The sequence below is a fragment of the Massilia orientalis genome, from assembly GCF_030411975.2.
GTDB classification, from domain to species: Bacteria; Pseudomonadota; Gammaproteobacteria; order Burkholderiales; family Burkholderiaceae_D; genus Telluria; species Telluria orientalis.
This window is the reverse complement of sequence record NZ_JASNRB020000013.1, coordinates 132,740-150,371: the sequence shown is the minus strand read 5'-3', so window position 1 is coordinate 150,371 and position 17,632 is coordinate 132,740. Positions and strand designations below refer to the sequence as shown.

Sequence of the window (17,632 nt, the reverse complement as noted above, 5' to 3'; positions counted from 1 at the left end):
ACACTTCCGCCACTGGCCAGAGCAGTCGCCCGCTCTTTCGGGTCGGTACCGGCAAACCGGCCGGCGGCACCTGTAGCTTACGGATGGCACGTTCCTCGCTGGAGAGCGAGTTCAACCACACGTAATTGCGCAGGGTGGCCTCCGAAAAGCCCATCAGTGCGGCCGCCTCGGGCGTGCTGATAGGTTCCCGGTCCGCCTGCGCGCAAGCGACCTGTGTGGCTCGCACAGGGGCCGCGGCATCGGCTTTACTAAGCACGGAGGGCATGGCTTTGACCACCACGAAGAGCTTGTTGGATGGCCTTGTCCTGTACTCGCGCCGGGCGCGCTGCAGCTACCGGCGCGGCCGGCGCGACGGTGCCAGGAGCCGGGGTATCCGGAACCTTCGGCAGTTGCGGAAGGGTCGACGTGTATCGCGCCGTCTGCGCCCGCCAGAAGAGCTGGATCAGTGCACCGGGGAGCTGGCGAGACCAATGGAGAATGGCGGAGTTTTCCTGCTGCTGGGCGACCATCAGCGCGCTCATCCGCGCCGCATGATCAATCAGCCGGCTCATCGCGTCCGGCAGGTCCGTAGCCGGCTCGACGAGCGGCATGTCGACAGGTGCGTTGTGTCGCGCGAGGGCCTCCGACAAGCGGTTGCGAGTGCTGAGCATCGATTCGTGCCACGATGCGACGACTTCCCGCGATGCGCTGGTGGTGGTGTCATGTGGGGCGGCCTCATCGAGCAGCTGCAGGAAGGGCTCGACGTCGCGCTCGGCGCGGTGCAGCAGGTCGAACAGGCGATGCGCAGCTTCGATCCGTGGGTCGGCCTTGATCTGAGCCTGGACACGTGCGGCGGCTGCGGCCGCTCGCGCGCGCTCTTGCTCGGCGGCTTCCTCTGCAGCAGCCTCGGCAGCGGCCTGAGCGGCACGTTGTTGCTCCAGTCGCTGAGCCTCTTCACGTGCGGCAGCTGCCGTACGCTCTTGCTCCTCGACGCGCGCGAGCTCGGCGTCACGCTTTACCTGCGATGCTTTGCGATCACGGCGCCGGAGCAGGGCAAGAGCGAGGATCGACAAGGCCGCGATGCCAGCGCCGATATACAGGGGCCAATACGCAGATTCCTGGTGCTGGGGAGCTGGCTGCGGCAGGGCAGGCGTCGGCGACGACACGGCAACCTGTGCGGGGGCAGGCTCCTGCTCCAGCGTCATCGTTCCCTCCAGTCGGGGGTGCGGTAGCTCCGGGCCAGTTTCGGGCGCAGCGCCGGTATGCCGCGGGGAAGTGGTTCGCGGCGAGTGGGTGTCGGCGGTGGCGATGTCCTGCGTAGGAGCCGCTGCGGTTTCCTGGCGAGCGGTATCGGGCTCCGGTAACGCTTCCGCAGTACGGATCACTCCATGTTTCGATCGTTCCGTTGGACCCTGGAGAGCAGCACTGTGGGCAGAAGCGGCGGCGCGCGCCGACAGCTGCTGTTCTTCCTTGGCGAAGGAGTGGCGGGGCTCTCCACCGTGCGAGCAGGCAGAAAACGACGCCAGCAAGGCCAGCGCGATGACGCGCTGCGCCATATGCGGCCGCGATGGCGTGTGCCGGATCTTACGCATGATCCGCTTCCGAACGCGGGATCATCTGGCCGCGGACGCCACGGTTCGGGACGGCAACGCTCAAGGTGTCGTAGGTGCAGTCGCCAATGACTTTCGAGTTGATGCCCAGGTGCAGGTCGCCGACGTCGACGTTGGCTGGCTTGCCGCTCACGCCCACGTCGCCTTCGATCCACAGGGCGGCCGCGCGAATGTGGCCTTGCACTTGACCGCCCGGCATGATGAGAATGCGGCCGGCGCACTCGATGCTTCCCACGACCGTGCCGCGAATCACGAGGCTCTTTTTGCCGCCGATGCGAATATTGCCTTCGATGACATCTTCCACGCCGATCGCCATGCTGATGTCGAGGGTGTCGCACAGCACCTCGGCGGTCGTGCCCTTGCCGACGTGTTCAGCGAAGCTCGACTCGTTCGGGTTGCCGCCGGGGTTGAAGTTCGTCACGCGCGGGGGAGGCGTGCCGGCGTTGTTCTGGTGCCCGTGCTGAGCGCCAGGCTGTGCATGCACGTGTGGAGTGTCGAGAGACGGCATGCTGCCGAGGCTGAGGTCCGAATGGTTCATTTTTGAAGAGCTCCTGGTTGAGGTGTGACGAGTTTTGGATCGGCCTGGAATACGACGGTCCGGCGATCAGTAATGCGGGTTGCGGTGAACCCGCGGTGAACTGGATCAACCGCGTCGAGCAGATAGCGGCCGTCCGGGAAATATTTGCCAATGGCGACTTGCACTGTTTGCTCGCCCATGCGGCAGCTGACAGAGGTCTTTTCGATACCCGCGACAAGGCAGGGTGCCGGGGCCATTTGCCCGAGCGAATTCACGTTCTTTTGCCACCACAGCATCGCGACGAAGGCTGCAACTGCAACAACCAGACCGCTGCCGAGGCCGATGCCGAGGCTCTGCCTAGTCGCCTTTTTCAGCATCTCTGCCGCTAACAGGCGGTATTCATCAGGCTGCACGCGGACGATTGCGACCCTGGTGATCTCGAAGCTGCCGTCCTTTCGCTTTTCGAGCCCATTCGGCGGACCTGGCGGCAACTTTGTGGCGCCGGCGTAACGCTCCTGGATCACAAGCGGCGTCGAAATCCGCAGTCCTTCCTTCGGGAACGTGAGCGCAGCAATCTGTGCGTCGCTCATGCCGTCGAGGCTGCGTATCGTGTTGTGAAGGGAGTCGTGTTGCATTCGAGGTGTTGCCTGAAAGAACTTTGTTGCGTATTATGGGCAAGATGCGTAACTAGAGTCTAATGATATATCATTAGGTTGTCCAGCAGAACTATTGCCTCATGTCCACAAATACGAACAAAACTCCAGTCGACTACTTCGAATTCACCGCTCAAGCGGAGACGCCGTTTGTTGTTTTAGAGCATCGCGAAGGTAGGTTGCCGATCAAGCGCTCGCTCGTCACGTCAGCCGGTGCTATCGAAATCACAGGCTCCGACGGCGCCGTCGAGGTTCTGGGCTCGGCCGAGAATCCCTGCAGTACAGCGGTCCTCAAGCGCATCCGTACCCACCACGAGGGCCTGTTACTTGTACAGGTCGACGTCGCACGCATCGACGGGGTCAGCGAACAAGTGCTGAGTGCCCGATTCCATTAATTTCCCACTTCGAAAATCTCCACATGCTGAACCTATCCTTCGTCCGCCGCGCAGCCATTGCGGTGGCAATATCCGTCCTGTCGGTTAAGGCAGCACACGCTTCGCCAGACCTCGAGGCGGTAAAAAAATCGGTGAAGACGGTGACGAAGCTGGACGTCGTGAAGATCGGGCCGTCGAAGATCGCTGGACTGTATGAAGTGCAGACCGAAAGCCAGATCTTCTACACCGACGCGAAAGGGGAATACATTCTTCTGGGCGCGCAGGTGTTCGCCACCAAGGACAACGCGAACTACACGGAAAAGCGGATGAACGAGCTGGCTGGCTACAAATTTGCAGACTTGCCGTTGAAGGATGCGATCAAGATCGTCCGCGGCAACGGGAAGCACGTCTTGGTCACCTTCGAAGATCCGAACTGCGGATACTGCAAGCGGCTTACGAAGACGCTCGACGAAATGAGCGACTCGACGCATTACGTGTTCCTGGTCGGCATGCTTGGAGAGGACTCGACCGTCAAGGCGAAAGCGATCTGGTGCTCGGAAGATCCGGCGAAGACATGGACCGACTGGATGCTCAACGGTAAGCCGTTGCCGTCACCTGCAGCTGAGTGTGAGACGCCGCTCACGCGCAACGGCGCGATGGCCGCGAAATACCGGGTTCACGGCACGCCATCGATCTTCTTCCCGAATGGCGATCGCGTGCCAGGCGCCATTCCGGCCGACCAGTTGCTCAAGCACTTCGCCAAGCAGGCCCAGTAAAGTCGGTACAAAGCAAAACGGGCCGGGGGATCAACCCTCCGGCCCGTTTTTTTCGGTCTGAGAAATGCGCTTATGGGCGCTGAGCCGGGGATGCCGGTGCTTCCACGGTCCGGCCAGTCAGCACCGCCAGGTGGTAGATCGCGTCGTTTTCGGGTGTGGCATTCGGGAACTCACCGCTTTCCTGCATCATGTTGGCCACCATGCCAACCAACGCTCCGACGTTATCCAGGTGAGGGCAGGCACCTTTGATCGGGACCGCCAGAACAGGGCGAACGCCGTGGTCGAACGAAATCGACACGTTTGCCGAGGTGATGGCCTCGTCTGCAGCCAGCGTGCGCAGGTACTGGTTGAAATCCATGCCAGAATCGTTTAGCGAAACGCCGGTCACGCTCTCTTCCGGGTCGTAAAGAAAGCGCTTGGTCTCGGGGCGCGTCGCGCCGGCGCGAGCGACGGCAAAGTCGACGCAGGTGATGTGGGGCGGGGTGTCGGGGACGATGAACATAATGTTGTGCGGCTGTGGGCGATTTGATATTGCGATTATATGGCAGCCGGGAGGTGCCTGAGGGCGTGGTTGCAGCGGCGGCCGGGCGAGCCGGCCGGCCCTCGTCGAAGATCAGCATCAGCCGCGCGGCGTTTCCGCTACGTCGCCTTCTTCATCGGCTTCTTGGCTGCCGAGCCGGTCCTGCAGCTGCTGGAGGATGAGGCCGTGCAACTGCAGGGCTTCCAGCGTATCCTCCGGCCGTGATCTGCGTCCCGCGGCGGTCATTGGCCCAACCGCGCGGTTCACCTCCTGATCGAATTCTTCGAGATCATGGACGGGCTGATTGCGCTCGTCGGAGCAGATCACGTCGAGTACCGCGGGCTTGGCCAGGATCCGAAGCACGGCGAGGCGCGACGCATCGTCGGGCAGGTGGCGGAAGACTGGCTGGTCGCAGAAGGCGTTTTCGATCAGGCCGATGTCGGGCTCGGCTGCGTACCCGTCATAGCCGTGTTGGACGACATCGCCGATCCAGTCATCCTCGCCGCTGGACTGCCAGGCCTTCCGGGTTTCGATCACGCCGGTAATGAGGTGCTCCCGTTCGTCGTCGGTCAGGATCACAACGCGGTCGCGCGCATGCTGGCGCACGATAGAGGCGACCGCCATCTCGACGGCGCGCCGAGCTGCGGGTGTGTCAGCTATGACCGATTCCAACATGAGCAGGAGAGCCGCCGAGGGCGATACCGGCGCCGCGACGCGGATCGCGCCGATTTCGGTGGATTCATCTGCGAGCGGTGTCAGCATACCCTCGTTGCGGGCGATGTTGATGCCGTGCTCGATCCCCGCGCGCATGGTCGAAGTATCGACCTCCTGGGCGCCGGCCGTGCCGACGCTGACGATGAACTGTTCTTGATGGGTAGCGGTGTTCTGCATGGTTTGTGCTCCTCACATCGCTGGCGCGGCCGGCACGTCGTCGTCCGCCAGGTCAGGGGCGTCTGGTTGGAAGACCAGGGCAGCGAACTGCGGCGCCAGCTGCTTCAGGCGGTCAGTGCACAGCATCTCCAGCACGTACTGATAGGCGGTGCGTTGCGCCTGGTGCCAGACAGCGCCTTGCGCCGCATTCATCGGGAAGGGGGCGTCAGCGTGTCCGGCGCGAGTGGCCACCCGCAGGCATTTTTCGATGACGTCAGCCCCACTGGTGACACCGCACTTGCCGAACAGCGTCTCCGCCATCAGCTGGTTCTGGGCGACCAGCGCCGCCTCGTCGCCGGGTACCGGTCCCAAGGAATTGAACAGCTCGCGCACGCAGTCGCTGGAGACCATTTCGAGGCTGTGGACATATGCGGATATGGCGCCTTCGTGGTAGATGCGCGCTTCCTCACCCACGAGGGGGAACGGGGCATCTGCCGGGGCAGCTCGCGTCGAGGTCGTCAGCTGATTCTCGATCAGGGCGATGCCTGGGAGGAGGCCGTGCGGCCCGGCAAGGGCATTTCGCAAGGCTTCGTTATCGGTGCGCGCGGTCATGGCGGCGACGAGAGCCGGAGCAGGTGGTGCCTTCGGGATCGGGAAGGGGGAAGTCATCATGTTGGATCCTTTGAACGGTGGGAGTAACGCGGCGATACTAGGCTGGAGCGAGGCGCGTGGTTGCACTTCAGTCGACCGGCGGCTTGTCAAACGGGGAAGTAGCAGCTGGACATCGACGCCGGCGTCGGTGACGATCTCGATGCACCGGGCAGTTACTACGTCGGCCGGGGCGCGGCAAGTGACGTAGAGCCGTGGCGCGCGGCCGCGCGTCTCCCGATCGAACATTGGGGCGCGGCGAAGCTCAAGTCTTGTGGCGATCGCGCGCGCACCGAGGTTTCCCGCTTCGGTCTGCACGTTGACGAATTCCAGGTGCTGCGCGTCGGCCAGGCACTGCTGGTACGCGACGGCGCTCAAGATCGTGGCCAAGCCTTTTCCGCCGAATGCTGGGCGCACGCCGAAAGAGATGTTGCAGCCCTGGGCGCCTGTTTCGCGGCTGGTGATGGTGCCGGCCCAGGCGGCGGCCACCACCTGGTCGTCGATGCATGCGGTGACGCAGAACGGCAGCTTCTGGCCGCGCCAGTCGAGCAGCGGCATGATGAGGCCTACGGTGCTGCCGCATAAGTCCGAGTACCTGTCCGGATCCTCGGTGAGCATGTCGCGAACGCGTGGTAAGGCGAAGCCTTGTCCCTCGGCGTAGAGGGACAGGCCCAGGTAATGGCCGATTAGGATCGGGGGTGGTGGCTGGAACTGGTCAAGGTACATGGCGATCGCGGTCGTGGACACGCGATCATGTTGCCGTAGGCCGCCGGACGTGGTTGCGCCCGGCGCCGGGATCTACCTGGTGGCTACGTCCTTGAGGGCCTGCTTGAGCCTGGAAACCGACTTTGCCTTGTAGCGGCGCGTCGTGGTGATGGAGCCGTGCCTCGCTATCTCTTGCCCCAGCGTGATGTCCCCGGTTGCGTCGACGATCATGGTCACCTGGGTGTGCCTCGCGCAGTGGGACGCGAAGCTTTCAAGTCGCCCAGCCGCGGCTGGATTGTCCGACGCCATCGCGATCTGGGCCGCGCGGTCGAGAAGCTTCTTGACAGTCCTGTTGATCGTCTCAGGGTGCACGTTCCGCATGGGGCCGCGCATGGGAAGGATCAGGGGCGTGGTGTCCTTGCCTTGGTAGCTGGCCGCCGGCAGCGCGGATAAGCCACGGGCGAGCCGGTACTCGCGCATCCCCGCTATGAACTGGTCGGCCAGCGGAATTGTGGACTCGACGTTACCTTTGCCGCACACGTCCAGCATCCAGGTCAGCTCGCCGTCTTCGTCGTTGTCCTGGTAGACGTCTCCGGCCACCGCTTGCGCCAGCTCGTGCCGCCGCAGGGCGGCCCAAAGTAGGGCGGTCCAAGTCCATTTTTGCTGGTGGTACTCGAGCACCTGCCCCTCGCGCTTTACTTCTTCCAGCGCTTCGTCGATGTAACCCCGCTCCAGCGCCGACAGGGCCTTCTTACGCGGCGAGGCTTTCTTCATGATCGAGCTGACCTTCAGGCGGTTGAAGGGGTTGCGCTCGATTCGGTACCCGCCGTCCAGGTGCATCTCGATCATGTCGGCGTACATCGCCTTGAGCGCGCTGACGGCACGGTCGACGCTGGCCGACGCCAGCGGCGCGGGCTTGAACGGCTGGCGCTCGAGGCCGGCCCGGTCCAGCACCTCTTGCGGCATCGAGATCTCCTTCGGCCCGGCCAAGAAATGCGAGTAGGCCGCCGCGTCCAACGAGGTGGCCTTGTCGAGCCAGCGGGTGAACGGCTGACCCGCCTTCGTCCACATCAGCCAGGCGAGCCAGCGGCGCGCCTCGAAGCCGAAAGCGCGCTGGGTGTGTTCGGAATTCCGCTTCGAAGCGATCCACGCCACGATGGCCGCCAAATCGTCGCGAGCGATCGTCGGGGACATCGCCAGGAATGACGAAGTCGCTTCGAACAGGTTCAGGTCGCCGTCACGCATGCATTTCTCCTATTTCCGCCTGGGTTGCTACTGTCCGCGCGAGCGCTGCAGCCGAGCGGATCTACCGGCGCAGCGTACCCTCGCGCGCGCGCAAGGCTGAGCCGCGCGGTGGGCGCGGCGATCGAGAAAAGCATGCGCGATAGGACTGGACAGGCATCCAGTCATTGTAGAGCTGCAACGCATCTCACGCAAAGGAATTGCGCAGCCCGAGTGTTCCGGGTGACGTAGATGCCACGTGGTCGATCTTGCAACCACGCCTGGGGTGTTTCCAGATAATCGCCGGACCAACACAGCCGGAGATTCCTCCCATGTCCGAAATCAAAGCCCGCACGTTTGGCCACACGGCTGCAGCACTGATCGTGTTCGAGTCCACGCTTGCCCAGCGCGCACGCGCATGGGAGACCGCGGAGTGTGCGCAGGATATCGACGCGGCCGAGCGCGCCGACATTGAAGCTCTGATCCCGGTGCAGGAGGCGTTCTTTCGCGACACCTGTGACATCAACAGCCGCATCGACTGCATGCGCATGGATATCGCATCCCTCCGAAGGATTGCGAAGGCCTCGACTGCTGCAGCGGCGGCCCCCAACGGTGCCAATCATTTCGTCACCTCCTACGTCGACGACCTCGCAGAGGCAGACGATTCGAACAGCGCGGCGCCGAGGTAAGACCGATGAGCGATCGCGACGTGGATCTCGCCAGGCAGGAGGCGAAGAGGAGGAGGCGTGCAGGGCAAGCCAAGTCCTATACGGCGGCTCTGGCGCAGCTGGCGGCCGAGAACGGTCATGACGACTGGGCGTCTTACGCCAAGGCCCTGGCCGCCGATCCTGGCCGCGCGCCAGACTTCCGGGTGCGCCTGGTCGGGGCCAGCGGTGAGGAATGGACGTTTGCGCTCTCGATGACGAGGGTGTTGCAATTCCACGGTCTGGATGAAGCGAGCTGGGAGCAGGTGCCTCTTGCAGCGCGCGAGCAGCACGTCCTGGAATGCGCGCTTTCTTCGCGGCGCGAGCGCGGGGACATGAAGCGCTACGCGGCTGAACTCCTCGAGTCGAACGTCCCCTCTGTCGTAGTTTCAGGGCCCGCGCAGTCGGCTCGCGCCCCGGCAACTCTCGGCGCCGGCGGCGGCCCGGCCGACTTCGTCGTCGAGTTGGAAAGCCGAGCGGACGGCCGAAAAGAGATTGTCGGCGTGCAGCTCGTCGACGTGCTGGAATTTCATGGCCTGGTGCTGGCGGACTGGGAAGGCAGCGACCGTCAGGAGCAGGAAGCCCTGATTGAAGAGGTGGCGCTGTGGTCGAAGCGCAGTGCAGGAGATCTCGGCTCTTACTTCTCTCAGGTCGTAGCTGGATTCGATGGGGAGGAAGAGGGCGCCGAAGTCCCTCGGTAGGGGCAACCACGGCGAGCATCGCCACGGATAATCGAGCCCGGCCGGCCAGTGACGCCCGTCGGCTCGAAAGAACGGATCGACGTACAAATTTGGAATGGACAAACGAGATGAACGATAGTGACCTGCAATCCTCTGCTCTGGACCCGGCCGCACATGCTGACAATCCCTTGCCGCCGAACGTGAATGAAAAAGCCGTGCGTATCACGCACCATTACGACATCGGTAATCAAGACGTCTTTGTCGAACGCCGGACTGGCGATGTGGATCCGAAGCGCGCGGCTATTTACTGCCAGTTCAAAGCTGAAGAGTGCTTGGGCGACCGTGAAATGATGAACCTCGGCATCGCTGCCGCGCTGATCGCGTTCTATGGTTTCGTCCATTGCGCCGAATGCGAGTGCCCGGCTGTCGACTTGTACAAGGACCGCGAAGCGTTCTGCGGGGAAGGGTATGCAGAGCTGATGGCCGATGAATCCTTGCACCGTGAAGGGCTGGGGGAATTCTTGCAGCGGTTTGGGCACTGAGCATTGTGCTGCTTGAGCGACACTGATGTGACGTGCGCCGCGGTCGCCGACCACGTAATGCGCCGGCTGCCGGCCACAGGGAGACTGATATGACCGAGGCCTTGATAGTGGACGGCGCGCAAGCGCCAACGCGAGAGGAGCTGCAGGCGAGGATCGCCCTGCTGGCCGGGGAGATGGACGGCATCGACGAAGAAAGCCGGGCAACGCAAGCGGAGATCGACGAGTTGTACCGGCGCGCGGACGCGACCCCGGCGCCGCCAGGTCGTGATGCGCTGCTCGCTCGTGCGAAGCTGCTCGCAGACGAGATGGGCGCGAACGAGGAAGAATGTCGCGATATGCAGGAAGAGATCGACGCTCTCTACGAAAAGCTGGATTCACTCGACGCTTCCATTGCAGAAGCGCCAGCGGGTTAAGGCCACGAAATGCACTGAAGGCATCTCACGGCCTTCGCTTTAAGAGTTGAGGACGCCGGCGGCGATGTCGGCAGCCGTCGAGCCCAGAGGCCTGTCCCAACGGTGTTCGGGGGTCTTGTCCAGCCCGTGCCGCACAATCTGGTCGAGGTCCAGTGCTTTAGTCTTTTCGCGAGCGGCGGCCATTGCGGCTTCGACGCGCTGATCGAACCCGCCCGCGGCCAAGATCTCGGCCGCCAGCAGGCGCTCCAGCTGGAGCCGGGTTTGCCCATCGAGTTCTTCCCGCAGCACCTGTTGGGGCGGCACCACCTTGTCGGCGTGTTCTTCGAACTTCTTATCGAGCCAGCGCACGAACTCGGGCGAGGTCATCGCGTTGAGCTCAACGCGCTGCGTCTGGAGCCATTCCTTCCAGCGCTCCGGAACGTATTCGGCGACCGGCAGCTGGCGATCGCGCTTGCCGCCCATCTCGCGGAACGTCTCGACCTGCAGGTCCATGTCCAAGGCTTCCCAGGGATCGAGGCCCAGGTTGATTACGTGGACCTTGCGTGCACCGCGCGCGCGCGTCGCCTCCGTGAGGGCCTGGTAGATCAGCGTGCCCGATGCATCGGCGTCGTGGATGCAAAAGAAGTAGATCTCCTCTTGCGTCTGCCCGATCAGGTCCAGAACGTCGCGCGCCGCGCGCGATGCGAACCCCTTGCTGGTCAACAGGGCGCAATCGTTTCGCTCGGGCCAGCCCGTGTCTTTCAAGATGCCGAAGAAGCCTTCCTTCTCTGAGTACAGGATCTTGTTGAACGTCCATTCGGGCCGCTCGTATTTCTCGACGTTCAGCGTCCCCAGGGGGATCTCCTGGCCAGTGTGCGGATGGTAGATGACGCCGCGGGCGTCCCGGTACAGGCCAGGCAGGTCGGCGCCTAGCTCCGCCTCGATATCGGTCACGATCTGTGCGAAATAATTGTAGTCGGGCTCCTTGCCGAGCTGCTCCAGCAGGTAGGGGCGGACGGCGTAGAACAGCTGGCGAAGCGAGTAGCGGAACTTCGCGTTGCCGCTGGCCTTGGCGATCGCGTCCTTCATGTTGGAGAGGATGACGTCTTTCTGCGACACCCGGACTACTGAACCGCTCTCCTTCCGCTTGGCCTTTTTCGCGGCCTTCTCGATCACGGTCGACAGCGGCCCGAGGTAGCGCTGCAGGTCAGGTTCCTTGCCGTCGGTGGTGATGGGCATGTAGGGCGTTGTCACGTTGATGACGATCCGCACCGGCTTGCGGCCAACTTCGAAGATGTGGCGCAGGCCGCAGCCGATGACGCCGATCTGGTGCGCTTTCTGGCGGATCACATTGACGTCGCCAGTGATGGGTGTGCGATTCACCAAGACGATGACGTTGTCGTCTTCGCCTTCCTCCTTGATTTCGACGAAGGCGTCGATGCTGTATGGCAGGCGCGCCGGCAAGCTGGCGCCGACGTTGATTTCGCCCGAGGCGTGGGCATACGACATATCGGCCAGCTCGCCAATCTTGCCCAAAGCCGCCGGCTTCGGCGCGGCAGATCGCTCGCGCAGCAGGGTGAGCAACTTCTGCGCCTGGTCGCGCGTCACGTCGTCCGATTGCATCGAGCCCACCAGGCCGGCCGCCGCAGCGTGGGTGACGTCGCGAAAAACTTCGCAGAGGTCAGCTAGCGGACGGGCGCCCGCAGCCTTGCACATTTCGAAGAAGCTCTCGGCGTCGTACCACCACGGCGAGGTCTTGCCCTTGTAGGTCTTGCCGAGGTCTGCGAATGCGATGGCAATTTCGGACCAGGACAGCGCGTCGTCAGCAACCGGGACGCCGGCACCGAGCCGGATGCCGATACGCGTTCCTGTGCGCCGCGCGGGTGCTGGAGTCTGCTTCACCTGGCTGGTACCATCGTCCAGTGGTCGGACGTCAAACCGCTGGCCACCAGTCTCGATAAAAAGGTCGCCACTGGACGCCAGCACCGCGCCGGACACGACCCGCAGGCCGTTCCCCAGGGCGCCACGGGATGGGACGCGCACCATCTTCGAAGACGTGAGCGGGCGCTGGATAGAGAACAGGCGGGCGATTGTCACTGGATCGGCCGGCAGGCCTGGCCCGTCATCTTCGACGTAGATCCAGTCGCCGTCTCGCTCCACCCGTGCATTAGCGCCAGCGTCAAGGGCATTATCGGCGAGCTCTTTGACCACGAGCGCGGCGAGGCGTCGGAGGGGCACGCCGGCCTTTTGGCCCAAGGTGCCGAGGCTGCGGAAAAGGGTCCAATCTGGTCGTTCGAACATGATGATGCTTCCTGCTGAAGTTTGTGAGAGTGCTTTCCTGTGCTGTACCATAGTAACGAAACGAAACACATTCTCGCAAATATCAACCGGGAAAATATGGATAGTCGCTCCATTGCATGCTTCGACGAAGCCTTAGACCTGTACATGTCCGCCGTCTTCGGTGGCAACAATCGGTGGCGCGGCGCCTGTCATCGCGCAGCCAGAATCGCCGCCGCCGCCCTGCACGAGATCTTGCCGGGCACGCGGGTGCGTCCCGTCCTCGTCGAGCTGGCGGCCCACATGGACGACGGCAAATCCCTCGTTCACATCGGGTGGAAGCACGATCACCGGCAGATCGACGGGGAGTTTCCGATGCATTGGGCTGTCCAGATTGGCGACGACCTGTACGACCCAGGCTTCTGGCAGTTGCGCAAGAGCTCCACGCCCTTGAACCTTCCCAGTACGCCATATTTCTTCGGGCAAGGCTGGTTCCCATACGCCCAGAGCGGCCGGGGCACGGATGCCGACGGCATGACCTGGGTTCATGACGGCGCGAAGCCTGGCCTGAATGTCGGGTACCTGGTGCGTGAAGAAGGTCTGCCTGCGCATATCGCAGCCCTGCTGATGGACGATGGGGAGGCGCGCATCCACGCGCGCATGGTTCGTGTCGCCTTCGGCACGAAGGAGTCGACGTGAGCCGCGGTTTCCGCCTTGGCGAGGACGATCTTCAGCAGCTGGTGGCGCGCACTCGCGGCGTCTCGGCGAGCGTTGGTGCGCAGGCGAGCGTGGCGCCTGCGGTGGCCGCGCCCGGCCCGGCGCCCGCTTCAGCACCGCGAAAGTCTGCAGGCGGGGGCAGGTCGAGCCGAGTCCCCGTGCCGATGAAGGTCAGCGAAGACGAGCTGCAGATCAGCTGCTTCGAATGGATCGAGCTCATGCGGCCGGCACATCCGATCCTTGAATGGGTCATCCATGTGCCGAATGGCGGCAAGCGGCCGCGCGGAGCCGCTGGCAAGTTAAAGGCAATGGGCGTGAAGCCTGGTGTCCTCGACGTCCTGCTGCCGCTGCCGTACAACGGCTGGTCCGGGCTTGCGATCGAGATGAAGGTGGGGAAGAACACGACCACCGAGCAGCAGGACGATTGGCTGCAGGTCATGGGTGCCTCGGGCTACTACACGGCAGTCTGCTACAACCTTGAGGAATTCATGGCCCACGTGAATCGGTTCCTGGTCGCGCCCAGCCCACTTACTCCCGAATACATCTCGCGCCATCAATCTGCCTACCTTGCCTCCCGCCGATCGCGCCCGACCGCCGGCCGGTAGCTGGCGCCAGGAGAAAGCATGTCCAATAGCGCCGGCGGCCAAGGAAAGCCGGTCCGGCGCTCTACATGATGACCGATGGGAGGCCGGCGGCTGACCGCCCATCGGCACCGATCACGCCTTAGCTTCGCCGCCCAGCGCCTCGACCAGGTCGGCCATCATCTTCGCCAGCTCGCCGGTCATCAGCATCATGTCGTTGTCGAAACGCTCGTCGTCGCTGTAGGTGACCGCTTCATTTTCCTTGATGACGTCCAGAGCCTTCATGCTCTTGATGGCCAGGGAGTCCGTCAGCACGAAGGAAATGCGGCTGTTCCAGGTCATGGCCAGGCGTGTGCACTGCTTGCCGGCGGCGATATGGCGGCGGACGTCTTCCGGGTCCAGCGAGTGCTTCACGTAGCGGACGGCTGCCTTGCTTTCGCCCGTGGCGCGCAGTTCAGTATCCTGGTCGATCGTGAAGTTGTACGGCGCCTCGTCCGATTCCAGCCAGCCGGTCATCACGGCGACGGGTGAGCGCTGCACGCGCAGCGATTCCAGAGGCATCTTGTCGACGGCCTTCAGCAGCAGCTTGATCACGTCGTCCGCCTTCGCCGGGCTGGCGGCGTCGACCACCATCCAGCCGTTGACCGGGTCGATCCAGGTATGCACGACGGAATTGATGCTGAAGGCGCGCGGCAACAGCTCGTCGGCCACTCGTTCCTTCAGTTCCTTCATCGCCTTGCGTCCGACCGGGAAGCCCTGCTGCTCTTCCAGTTCGGCGGCCTTGGCTTTAGCGACCTGGGTGATCACCGAACCCGGCAGCAGCTTCTTCTCCGTCTGTAGTGCGATCAGCAGCTGCTTGTTCACGGTGCGCACCAGGTTGCCATCCTTGGTCGGCGGCACCCATCCGGACGTTGTCAGTTCGGCGCTGGTCGCCGGGCGAAAGACTTGGGACGCCAGGAGTTCGCTCAGGCGCTCGGCCGTCATGTCGTAGCCGGCGGGCAGGCGGTAGATCTGTGCGTTTCGGAAAAACATTGTCTGGTTCCTCGTTATGATTTCGATGGAATGACTATAATACAGAACAGAAGTTGCTCGCAGGTATTGTTGGTGCAACCACGCCCCGGATTGTCGGCGCCGGTAGATGTTGCAACCACGCGTGATGCCCGCGAGTAGGATCGAGGCGTCCAAACCACATATGAGGAACAGGTAATGTCCAAGCAACCATCCCGCGCTTTTGCCTCTGCCTTCGCCGCGGCCATGTCCGATACCGCTGTCCAGGTGGCGCGGCATGAAGTGATCTCGAAGCGCATGACCGCAGCTGCGACAGCCGCAATCGCCAGCCTGGTGCTCGGCCTGACTGCAGCGCCGGCGCCGGCACACGCCCAGAGCGGCAATAACGTCGCACGCGCCGCGCTCGACGTCGTCGGCAGCGTGGTCGGCGGCGCGCTCGGCAGCCAGATCGGCGGCGGGAACGGGAAAAAGGCCGCCACCGTCGCTGGCGCAGCTGCCGGCGTCTGGGCGGCCGAAGCCGTGCAATCGGGATCGCTACAGCCGCAGCGCGGTCGCTCCATCAACAACGATTCCTTCGGTCCGGTCATTTCGTCGGGTTGGAGCAACACCCGCATGCCCAGCGCTGCGGCAGTCACCGTCTATTCGCGCGGGGCGTTGCCCGATGCGTCGTACACACGCCTGCCGGAGCGCCAGCTCTCGCTCCAGAGCGGCACCACGCAGATGTCGGAAGAGCGCATGGGCAAACTGATCGGGATGGAAGGTGCCTTCCTGAGAGCTCGCGATGGCTATGCGCGTGCCATTTACGCATCCGAGCAGGCGGAAGACGACGCAGCGCTCGACGCGGGGAACCGCGGGGTGCAGCAAAAACTGAGCGCCGCCGATGCGCAGCAGCGCCAGGCGCAGAGCGATTACAACACTGCGCGCGGCACTTTTGTCAACGCCGTGCGGCACATGGGCGAGCGTGGCTACGATGTCCACTACTTCGCGCATTCCTATAATCTGTCGCAAGCCCGCGTAACGGCTGGTGACATGCGCCACGGCGACGTCGTGCGCGTAACGCGCGGCGCCCGCATCGTGGAAAATTACGACGACGCCGACGCCGTGCGCGGCGAGAGCTTCAGCAACCGCTGATGAGCACGACCGGGTAACGGCGCCAGCGGGCGCTACCAACGGGCGGCGTCGCTTATCGCGACGCCGCCGATTTTTCTTCAGGTAGGTATAACCATGCAAAACACTACTTTCAACGAAGCGATCGCGGACATCAGAATCCAGCCGCGCCACATCGACGCGATGATCCGCGAAACGGCGGCGTCGCTCGGCGACCACCGCCTTGACGACCGGCTGCGCGGTGAGCCAGGTTTCCACATGAAGGCGGTCGACCTGACCCAAGGCCTGGTGATCGCCATGACCTTGGCCCAGAGCCTGCGGCCCGAAGAAAAGTTCGCTGCAATGATGGGGCCAGACCGTTTTGCCGGCGGCGACGCGGACCTGGAGAAGCTGGGCGGCGCCATGCTCGAGCAAATGTTGCTGGCCCCGCGCCTGGGTGAGGAGTTGGTGCCGGAAGAGACGCTGCGAGACCGCGTGCGGGTGATCCAGCACTGGGTCTAAACGAAAAAAATAGCCCCGCACGAATCGCGGAGCCTTTTCATTCTAGAGTTTCGTCAAGAACTGCTGGGCCGGCGGGGAGACAGCCCTTTCTTGGCGTAGAGCAGCGGGAGCTTCAGGGGCGCGACAAGTTCGCCGCAGGCGCCTAGGGGTGCAGTAGCATCGACGCCGTACCTCGTTCATTCAGACACACGCCTTCAACGCGGGCGATATTTGCCCCGCTTGTGATGGTGCGGGCGATCGCATCATATTTCCTGTTCATGGCTCCCCGATTCATGGGATGTCCTTCAAAGGGTTGGGCCGGTAGACGGCTCGGCTTCGAATTCCTGTTCGGGTTCGGTCTCGACCAGATCGGTGACGCGTCGCGGCGCCGGGCCGATGTGCACGTAGGCACAGTACTTGCGAACGAGATCCTGCGCGCCTGCGCCATAGCGACTCGTCTCCCCGAACTTCAGCGCGTCGGTGTCGAGCGTCTCCAAGGCCCCATTGGCGAACCGGATCGGCGCATCATCCGGCAGATCGGAGGCGTCGTAGCTGACATAAACTTCGTGGAGCCACCGGTGCATGCGATTCGCGTCCGGCACCGGATTCAAGGCATTGCGCACCCACACGTAGGGGTAAAGGGCTTGTGGGGCGCGCTGGGCGAAGAACTGCTCGAGGGCGACCGTTGTGATGGCGGTCGTCACAGCGCGCGACTGGCCGGTGGAGAGCTGGGCCAGGCTGTCAAGAAGGCCAGCCTTCCTGGCTGGGAGGGTTTGCCAAAGCGAGGGAAAACGGCGCCATTCCGGCTCGCTGGCGCGGCGGCGCGCGGCGGCCTGGTGATCGAAGGGGCAGGAAGACAGCATTGGTTGGCCTCATTTTTAGATCGACTGTGACACTGTATCGAGCGCGTGTGCACGTGGTTGCACGCTGTTGGCCGACCGTCCGCAGCACACTGGCGCCGGGCTGCGAGCTGGTGCTGCGCATTCGCGCCAACGGCGGCGGCCGCGCCGCGCGCGCCCGCGGCGTCGCCCTGGTGCTGGCCGGCCAGCTGCACCGCGCTGGCACCGGCCGGGCGTGATCTCGATCTGGTGTGGGAGGTGAGGCGCGCGCTGCTTATGGCGGCCAGCGTTGGCTGCTGGCCGACCGTCTGCAGGGTAGATAGCGCGGTAGTGGCGTTACTGCCGGGGAGAGGGGTTGCGGGCGAAATGAATCGCTACGGGGAGGGTGTCTTCGGCTCCGACGCGCATGGAGGTCAGTTGTGCTGGAGTCTG

Annotated in this window: 21 protein-coding genes; 11 read left to right on the top strand and 10 right to left on the bottom strand. The window is 63.5% G+C overall.

Annotation, left to right across the window (positions count from 1 at the left end):
- Window positions 1-248 precede the first annotated feature (248 nt).
- Genes QPK29_RS21130 through QPK29_RS21120 form a run of 3 tightly spaced genes read right to left on the bottom strand, consistent with a single transcriptional unit; the run spans window position 249 to window position 2,696 of the window.
- Window positions 249-1,571 carry a hypothetical protein gene (locus QPK29_RS21130; protein WP_371770969.1) on the bottom strand — a complete coding sequence of 441 codons (1,323 nt, stop codon included), beginning with the start codon at window positions 1,569-1,571 and terminating at the stop codon, window positions 249-251.
- Window positions 1,564-2,127 carry a bactofilin family protein gene (locus QPK29_RS21125; RefSeq protein ID WP_371770968.1) on the bottom strand — a complete coding sequence of 188 codons (564 nt, stop codon included), beginning with the start codon at window positions 2,125-2,127 and terminating at the stop codon, window positions 1,564-1,566. The genes QPK29_RS21130 and QPK29_RS21125 overlap by 8 nt, the downstream gene beginning before the upstream one ends.
- Window positions 2,124-2,696 (bottom strand): hypothetical protein, encoded by a 573-nt coding sequence (locus QPK29_RS21120; protein ID WP_400189821.1) that lies wholly within the window; start codon window positions 2,694-2,696, stop codon window positions 2,124-2,126. The genes QPK29_RS21125 and QPK29_RS21120 overlap by 4 nt, the downstream gene beginning before the upstream one ends.
- 146 nt (window positions 2,697-2,842) lie before the next feature.
- On the opposite strand from QPK29_RS21120, the gene QPK29_RS21115 reads away from it, so the two are divergent.
- Together QPK29_RS21115 and QPK29_RS21110 are read left to right on the top strand one after the other, a co-directional pair.
- Window positions 2,843-3,154 carry a hypothetical protein gene (locus QPK29_RS21115; protein WP_371770966.1) on the top strand — a complete coding sequence of 104 codons (312 nt, stop codon included), beginning with the start codon at window positions 2,843-2,845 and terminating at the stop codon, window positions 3,152-3,154.
- Between the two features lie 23 nt (window positions 3,155-3,177).
- A complete protein-coding gene (locus QPK29_RS21110) occupies window positions 3,178-3,909 on the top strand; it encodes a DsbC family protein (RefSeq protein WP_371770965.1) in 732 nt (243 codons plus the stop codon).
- Between the two features lie 70 nt (window positions 3,910-3,979).
- Here QPK29_RS21110 and QPK29_RS21105 read toward each other — a convergent pair whose 3' ends face one another.
- The 4 genes from QPK29_RS21105 to QPK29_RS21090 form a co-directional block, all read right to left on the bottom strand.
- On the bottom strand, window positions 3,980-4,411 hold the full coding sequence (locus QPK29_RS21105; RefSeq protein WP_371770964.1) for a hypothetical protein: 432 nt from the start codon (window positions 4,409-4,411) through the stop codon (window positions 3,980-3,982).
- Between the two features lie 117 nt (window positions 4,412-4,528).
- Window positions 4,529-5,320, bottom strand: a complete 792-nt coding sequence (locus QPK29_RS21100) for a hypothetical protein (protein WP_371770963.1) — start codon at window positions 5,318-5,320, stop codon at window positions 4,529-4,531.
- Window positions 5,321-5,332: 12 nt separating this feature from the next.
- Entirely contained in the window at window positions 5,333-6,673 is a 1,341-nt protein-coding gene (locus QPK29_RS21095; protein WP_371770962.1) for a GNAT family N-acetyltransferase, read from the bottom strand.
- Between the two features lie 72 nt (window positions 6,674-6,745).
- A complete protein-coding gene (locus QPK29_RS21090; protein WP_371770961.1) occupies window positions 6,746-7,897 on the bottom strand; it encodes a tyrosine-type recombinase/integrase in 1,152 nt (383 codons plus the stop codon).
- 308 nt (window positions 7,898-8,205) lie between these two features.
- Between QPK29_RS21090 and QPK29_RS21085 the strand changes: the two genes are divergently transcribed.
- The 4 genes from QPK29_RS21085 to QPK29_RS21070 all read left to right on the top strand — a co-directional run bounded on the left by QPK29_RS21085 (window position 8,206) and on the right by QPK29_RS21070 (window position 10,212).
- Window positions 8,206-8,562, top strand: a complete 357-nt coding sequence (locus QPK29_RS21085) for a hypothetical protein (RefSeq protein ID WP_371770960.1) — start codon at window positions 8,206-8,208, stop codon at window positions 8,560-8,562.
- Between the two features lie 5 nt (window positions 8,563-8,567).
- Window positions 8,568-9,278, top strand: coding sequence for a hypothetical protein (locus QPK29_RS21080; protein WP_371770959.1), 711 nt, complete (start codon window positions 8,568-8,570; stop codon window positions 9,276-9,278).
- 107 nt (window positions 9,279-9,385) lie between these two features.
- The gene (locus QPK29_RS21075; protein ID WP_371770958.1) at window positions 9,386-9,799 is read left to right on the top strand and encodes a hypothetical protein; all 414 of its coding nucleotides are present in this window, start codon (window positions 9,386-9,388) and stop codon (window positions 9,797-9,799) included.
- Between the two features lie 89 nt (window positions 9,800-9,888).
- Window positions 9,889-10,212 carry a hypothetical protein gene (locus tag QPK29_RS21070; protein WP_371770957.1) on the top strand — a complete coding sequence of 108 codons (324 nt, stop codon included), beginning with the start codon at window positions 9,889-9,891 and terminating at the stop codon, window positions 10,210-10,212.
- A gap of 39 nt (window positions 10,213-10,251) precedes the next feature.
- On the opposite strand, the gene QPK29_RS21065 is transcribed toward QPK29_RS21070, so the two are convergent.
- Window positions 10,252-12,492: a hypothetical protein gene (locus tag QPK29_RS21065; RefSeq protein WP_371770956.1), complete on the bottom strand. Its 2,241-nt coding sequence runs from the start codon at window positions 12,490-12,492 to the stop codon at window positions 10,252-10,254.
- A gap of 144 nt (window positions 12,493-12,636) precedes the next feature.
- On the opposite strand from QPK29_RS21065, the gene QPK29_RS21060 reads away from it, so the two are divergent.
- Together QPK29_RS21060 and QPK29_RS21055 are read left to right on the top strand one after the other, a co-directional pair.
- Window positions 12,637-13,167 carry a hypothetical protein gene (locus tag QPK29_RS21060; RefSeq protein WP_400189820.1) on the top strand — a complete coding sequence of 177 codons (531 nt, stop codon included), beginning with the start codon at window positions 12,637-12,639 and terminating at the stop codon, window positions 13,165-13,167.
- Window positions 13,164-13,790: a hypothetical protein gene (locus QPK29_RS21055; RefSeq protein WP_371770954.1), complete on the top strand. Its 627-nt coding sequence runs from the start codon at window positions 13,164-13,166 to the stop codon at window positions 13,788-13,790. Before QPK29_RS21060 ends, QPK29_RS21055 begins: the two co-directional genes overlap by 4 nt.
- A 111-nt stretch (window positions 13,791-13,901) precedes the next feature.
- On the opposite strand, the gene QPK29_RS21050 is transcribed toward QPK29_RS21055, so the two are convergent.
- On the bottom strand, window positions 13,902-14,798 hold the full coding sequence (locus tag QPK29_RS21050; protein ID WP_371770953.1) for a recombination-associated protein RdgC: 897 nt from the start codon (window positions 14,796-14,798) through the stop codon (window positions 13,902-13,904).
- 174 nt (window positions 14,799-14,972) lie between these two features.
- Here QPK29_RS21050 and QPK29_RS21045 point away from each other — a divergent pair, with 174 nt between their 5' ends.
- Together QPK29_RS21045 and QPK29_RS21040 are read left to right on the top strand one after the other, a co-directional pair.
- Window positions 14,973-15,905, top strand: coding sequence for a glycine zipper 2TM domain-containing protein (locus QPK29_RS21045; protein WP_371770952.1), 933 nt, complete (start codon window positions 14,973-14,975; stop codon window positions 15,903-15,905).
- Between the two features lie 93 nt (window positions 15,906-15,998).
- On the top strand, window positions 15,999-16,382 hold the full coding sequence (locus tag QPK29_RS21040; protein ID WP_371770951.1) for a hypothetical protein: 384 nt from the start codon (window positions 15,999-16,001) through the stop codon (window positions 16,380-16,382).
- Between the two features lie 284 nt (window positions 16,383-16,666).
- Here QPK29_RS21040 and QPK29_RS21035 read toward each other — a convergent pair whose 3' ends face one another.
- Window positions 16,667-17,224, bottom strand: a complete 558-nt coding sequence (locus QPK29_RS21035) for a hypothetical protein (protein ID WP_371770950.1) — start codon at window positions 17,222-17,224, stop codon at window positions 16,667-16,669.
- 53 nt (window positions 17,225-17,277) lie between these two features.
- Here QPK29_RS21035 and QPK29_RS21030 point away from each other — a divergent pair, with 53 nt between their 5' ends.
- On the top strand, window positions 17,278-17,439 hold the full coding sequence (locus tag QPK29_RS21030) for a hypothetical protein (RefSeq protein ID WP_371770949.1): 162 nt from the start codon (window positions 17,278-17,280) through the stop codon (window positions 17,437-17,439).
- Window positions 17,440-17,632 lie beyond the last annotated feature (193 nt).

Coding starts and splice junctions, on each gene's coding strand:
- QPK29_RS21115 (WP_371770966.1), top strand. CDS start 2,843: ATGTCCACAAATACGAACAAAACTCCAGTCGACTACTTCGAATTCACC.
- QPK29_RS21090 (WP_371770961.1), bottom strand. CDS start 7,897: ATGCGTGACGGCGACCTGAACCTGTTCGAAGCGACTTCGTCATTCCTG.
- QPK29_RS21065 (WP_371770956.1), bottom strand. CDS start 12,492: ATGTTCGAACGACCAGATTGGACCCTTTTCCGCAGCCTCGGCACCTTG.
- QPK29_RS21105 (WP_371770964.1), bottom strand. CDS start 4,411: ATGTTCATCGTCCCCGACACCCCGCCCCACATCACCTGCGTCGACTTT.
- QPK29_RS21085 (WP_371770960.1), top strand. CDS start 8,206: ATGTCCGAAATCAAAGCCCGCACGTTTGGCCACACGGCTGCAGCACTG.
- QPK29_RS21070 (WP_371770957.1), top strand. CDS start 9,889: ATGACCGAGGCCTTGATAGTGGACGGCGCGCAAGCGCCAACGCGAGAG.
- QPK29_RS21075 (WP_371770958.1), top strand. CDS start 9,386: ATGAACGATAGTGACCTGCAATCCTCTGCTCTGGACCCGGCCGCACAT.
- QPK29_RS21125 (WP_371770968.1), bottom strand. CDS start 2,127: ATGAACCATTCGGACCTCAGCCTCGGCAGCATGCCGTCTCTCGACACT.
- QPK29_RS21080 (WP_371770959.1), top strand. CDS start 8,568: ATGAGCGATCGCGACGTGGATCTCGCCAGGCAGGAGGCGAAGAGGAGG.
- QPK29_RS21050 (WP_371770953.1), bottom strand. CDS start 14,798: ATGTTTTTCCGAAACGCACAGATCTACCGCCTGCCCGCCGGCTACGAC.
- QPK29_RS21100 (WP_371770963.1), bottom strand. CDS start 5,320: ATGCAGAACACCGCTACCCATCAAGAACAGTTCATCGTCAGCGTCGGC.
- QPK29_RS21130 (WP_371770969.1), bottom strand. CDS start 1,571: ATGCGTAAGATCCGGCACACGCCATCGCGGCCGCATATGGCGCAGCGC.
- QPK29_RS21040 (WP_371770951.1), top strand. CDS start 15,999: ATGCAAAACACTACTTTCAACGAAGCGATCGCGGACATCAGAATCCAG.
- QPK29_RS21120 (WP_400189821.1), bottom strand. CDS start 2,696: ATGAGCGACGCACAGATTGCTGCGCTCACGTTCCCGAAGGAAGGACTG.
- QPK29_RS21095 (WP_371770962.1), bottom strand. CDS start 6,673: ATGTACCTTGACCAGTTCCAGCCACCACCCCCGATCCTAATCGGCCAT.
- QPK29_RS21110 (WP_371770965.1), top strand. CDS start 3,178: ATGCTGAACCTATCCTTCGTCCGCCGCGCAGCCATTGCGGTGGCAATA.
- QPK29_RS21035 (WP_371770950.1), bottom strand. CDS start 17,224: ATGCTGTCTTCCTGCCCCTTCGATCACCAGGCCGCCGCGCGCCGCCGC.
- QPK29_RS21045 (WP_371770952.1), top strand. CDS start 14,973: ATGTCCAAGCAACCATCCCGCGCTTTTGCCTCTGCCTTCGCCGCGGCC.
- QPK29_RS21060 (WP_400189820.1), top strand. CDS start 12,637: ATGTCCGCCGTCTTCGGTGGCAACAATCGGTGGCGCGGCGCCTGTCAT.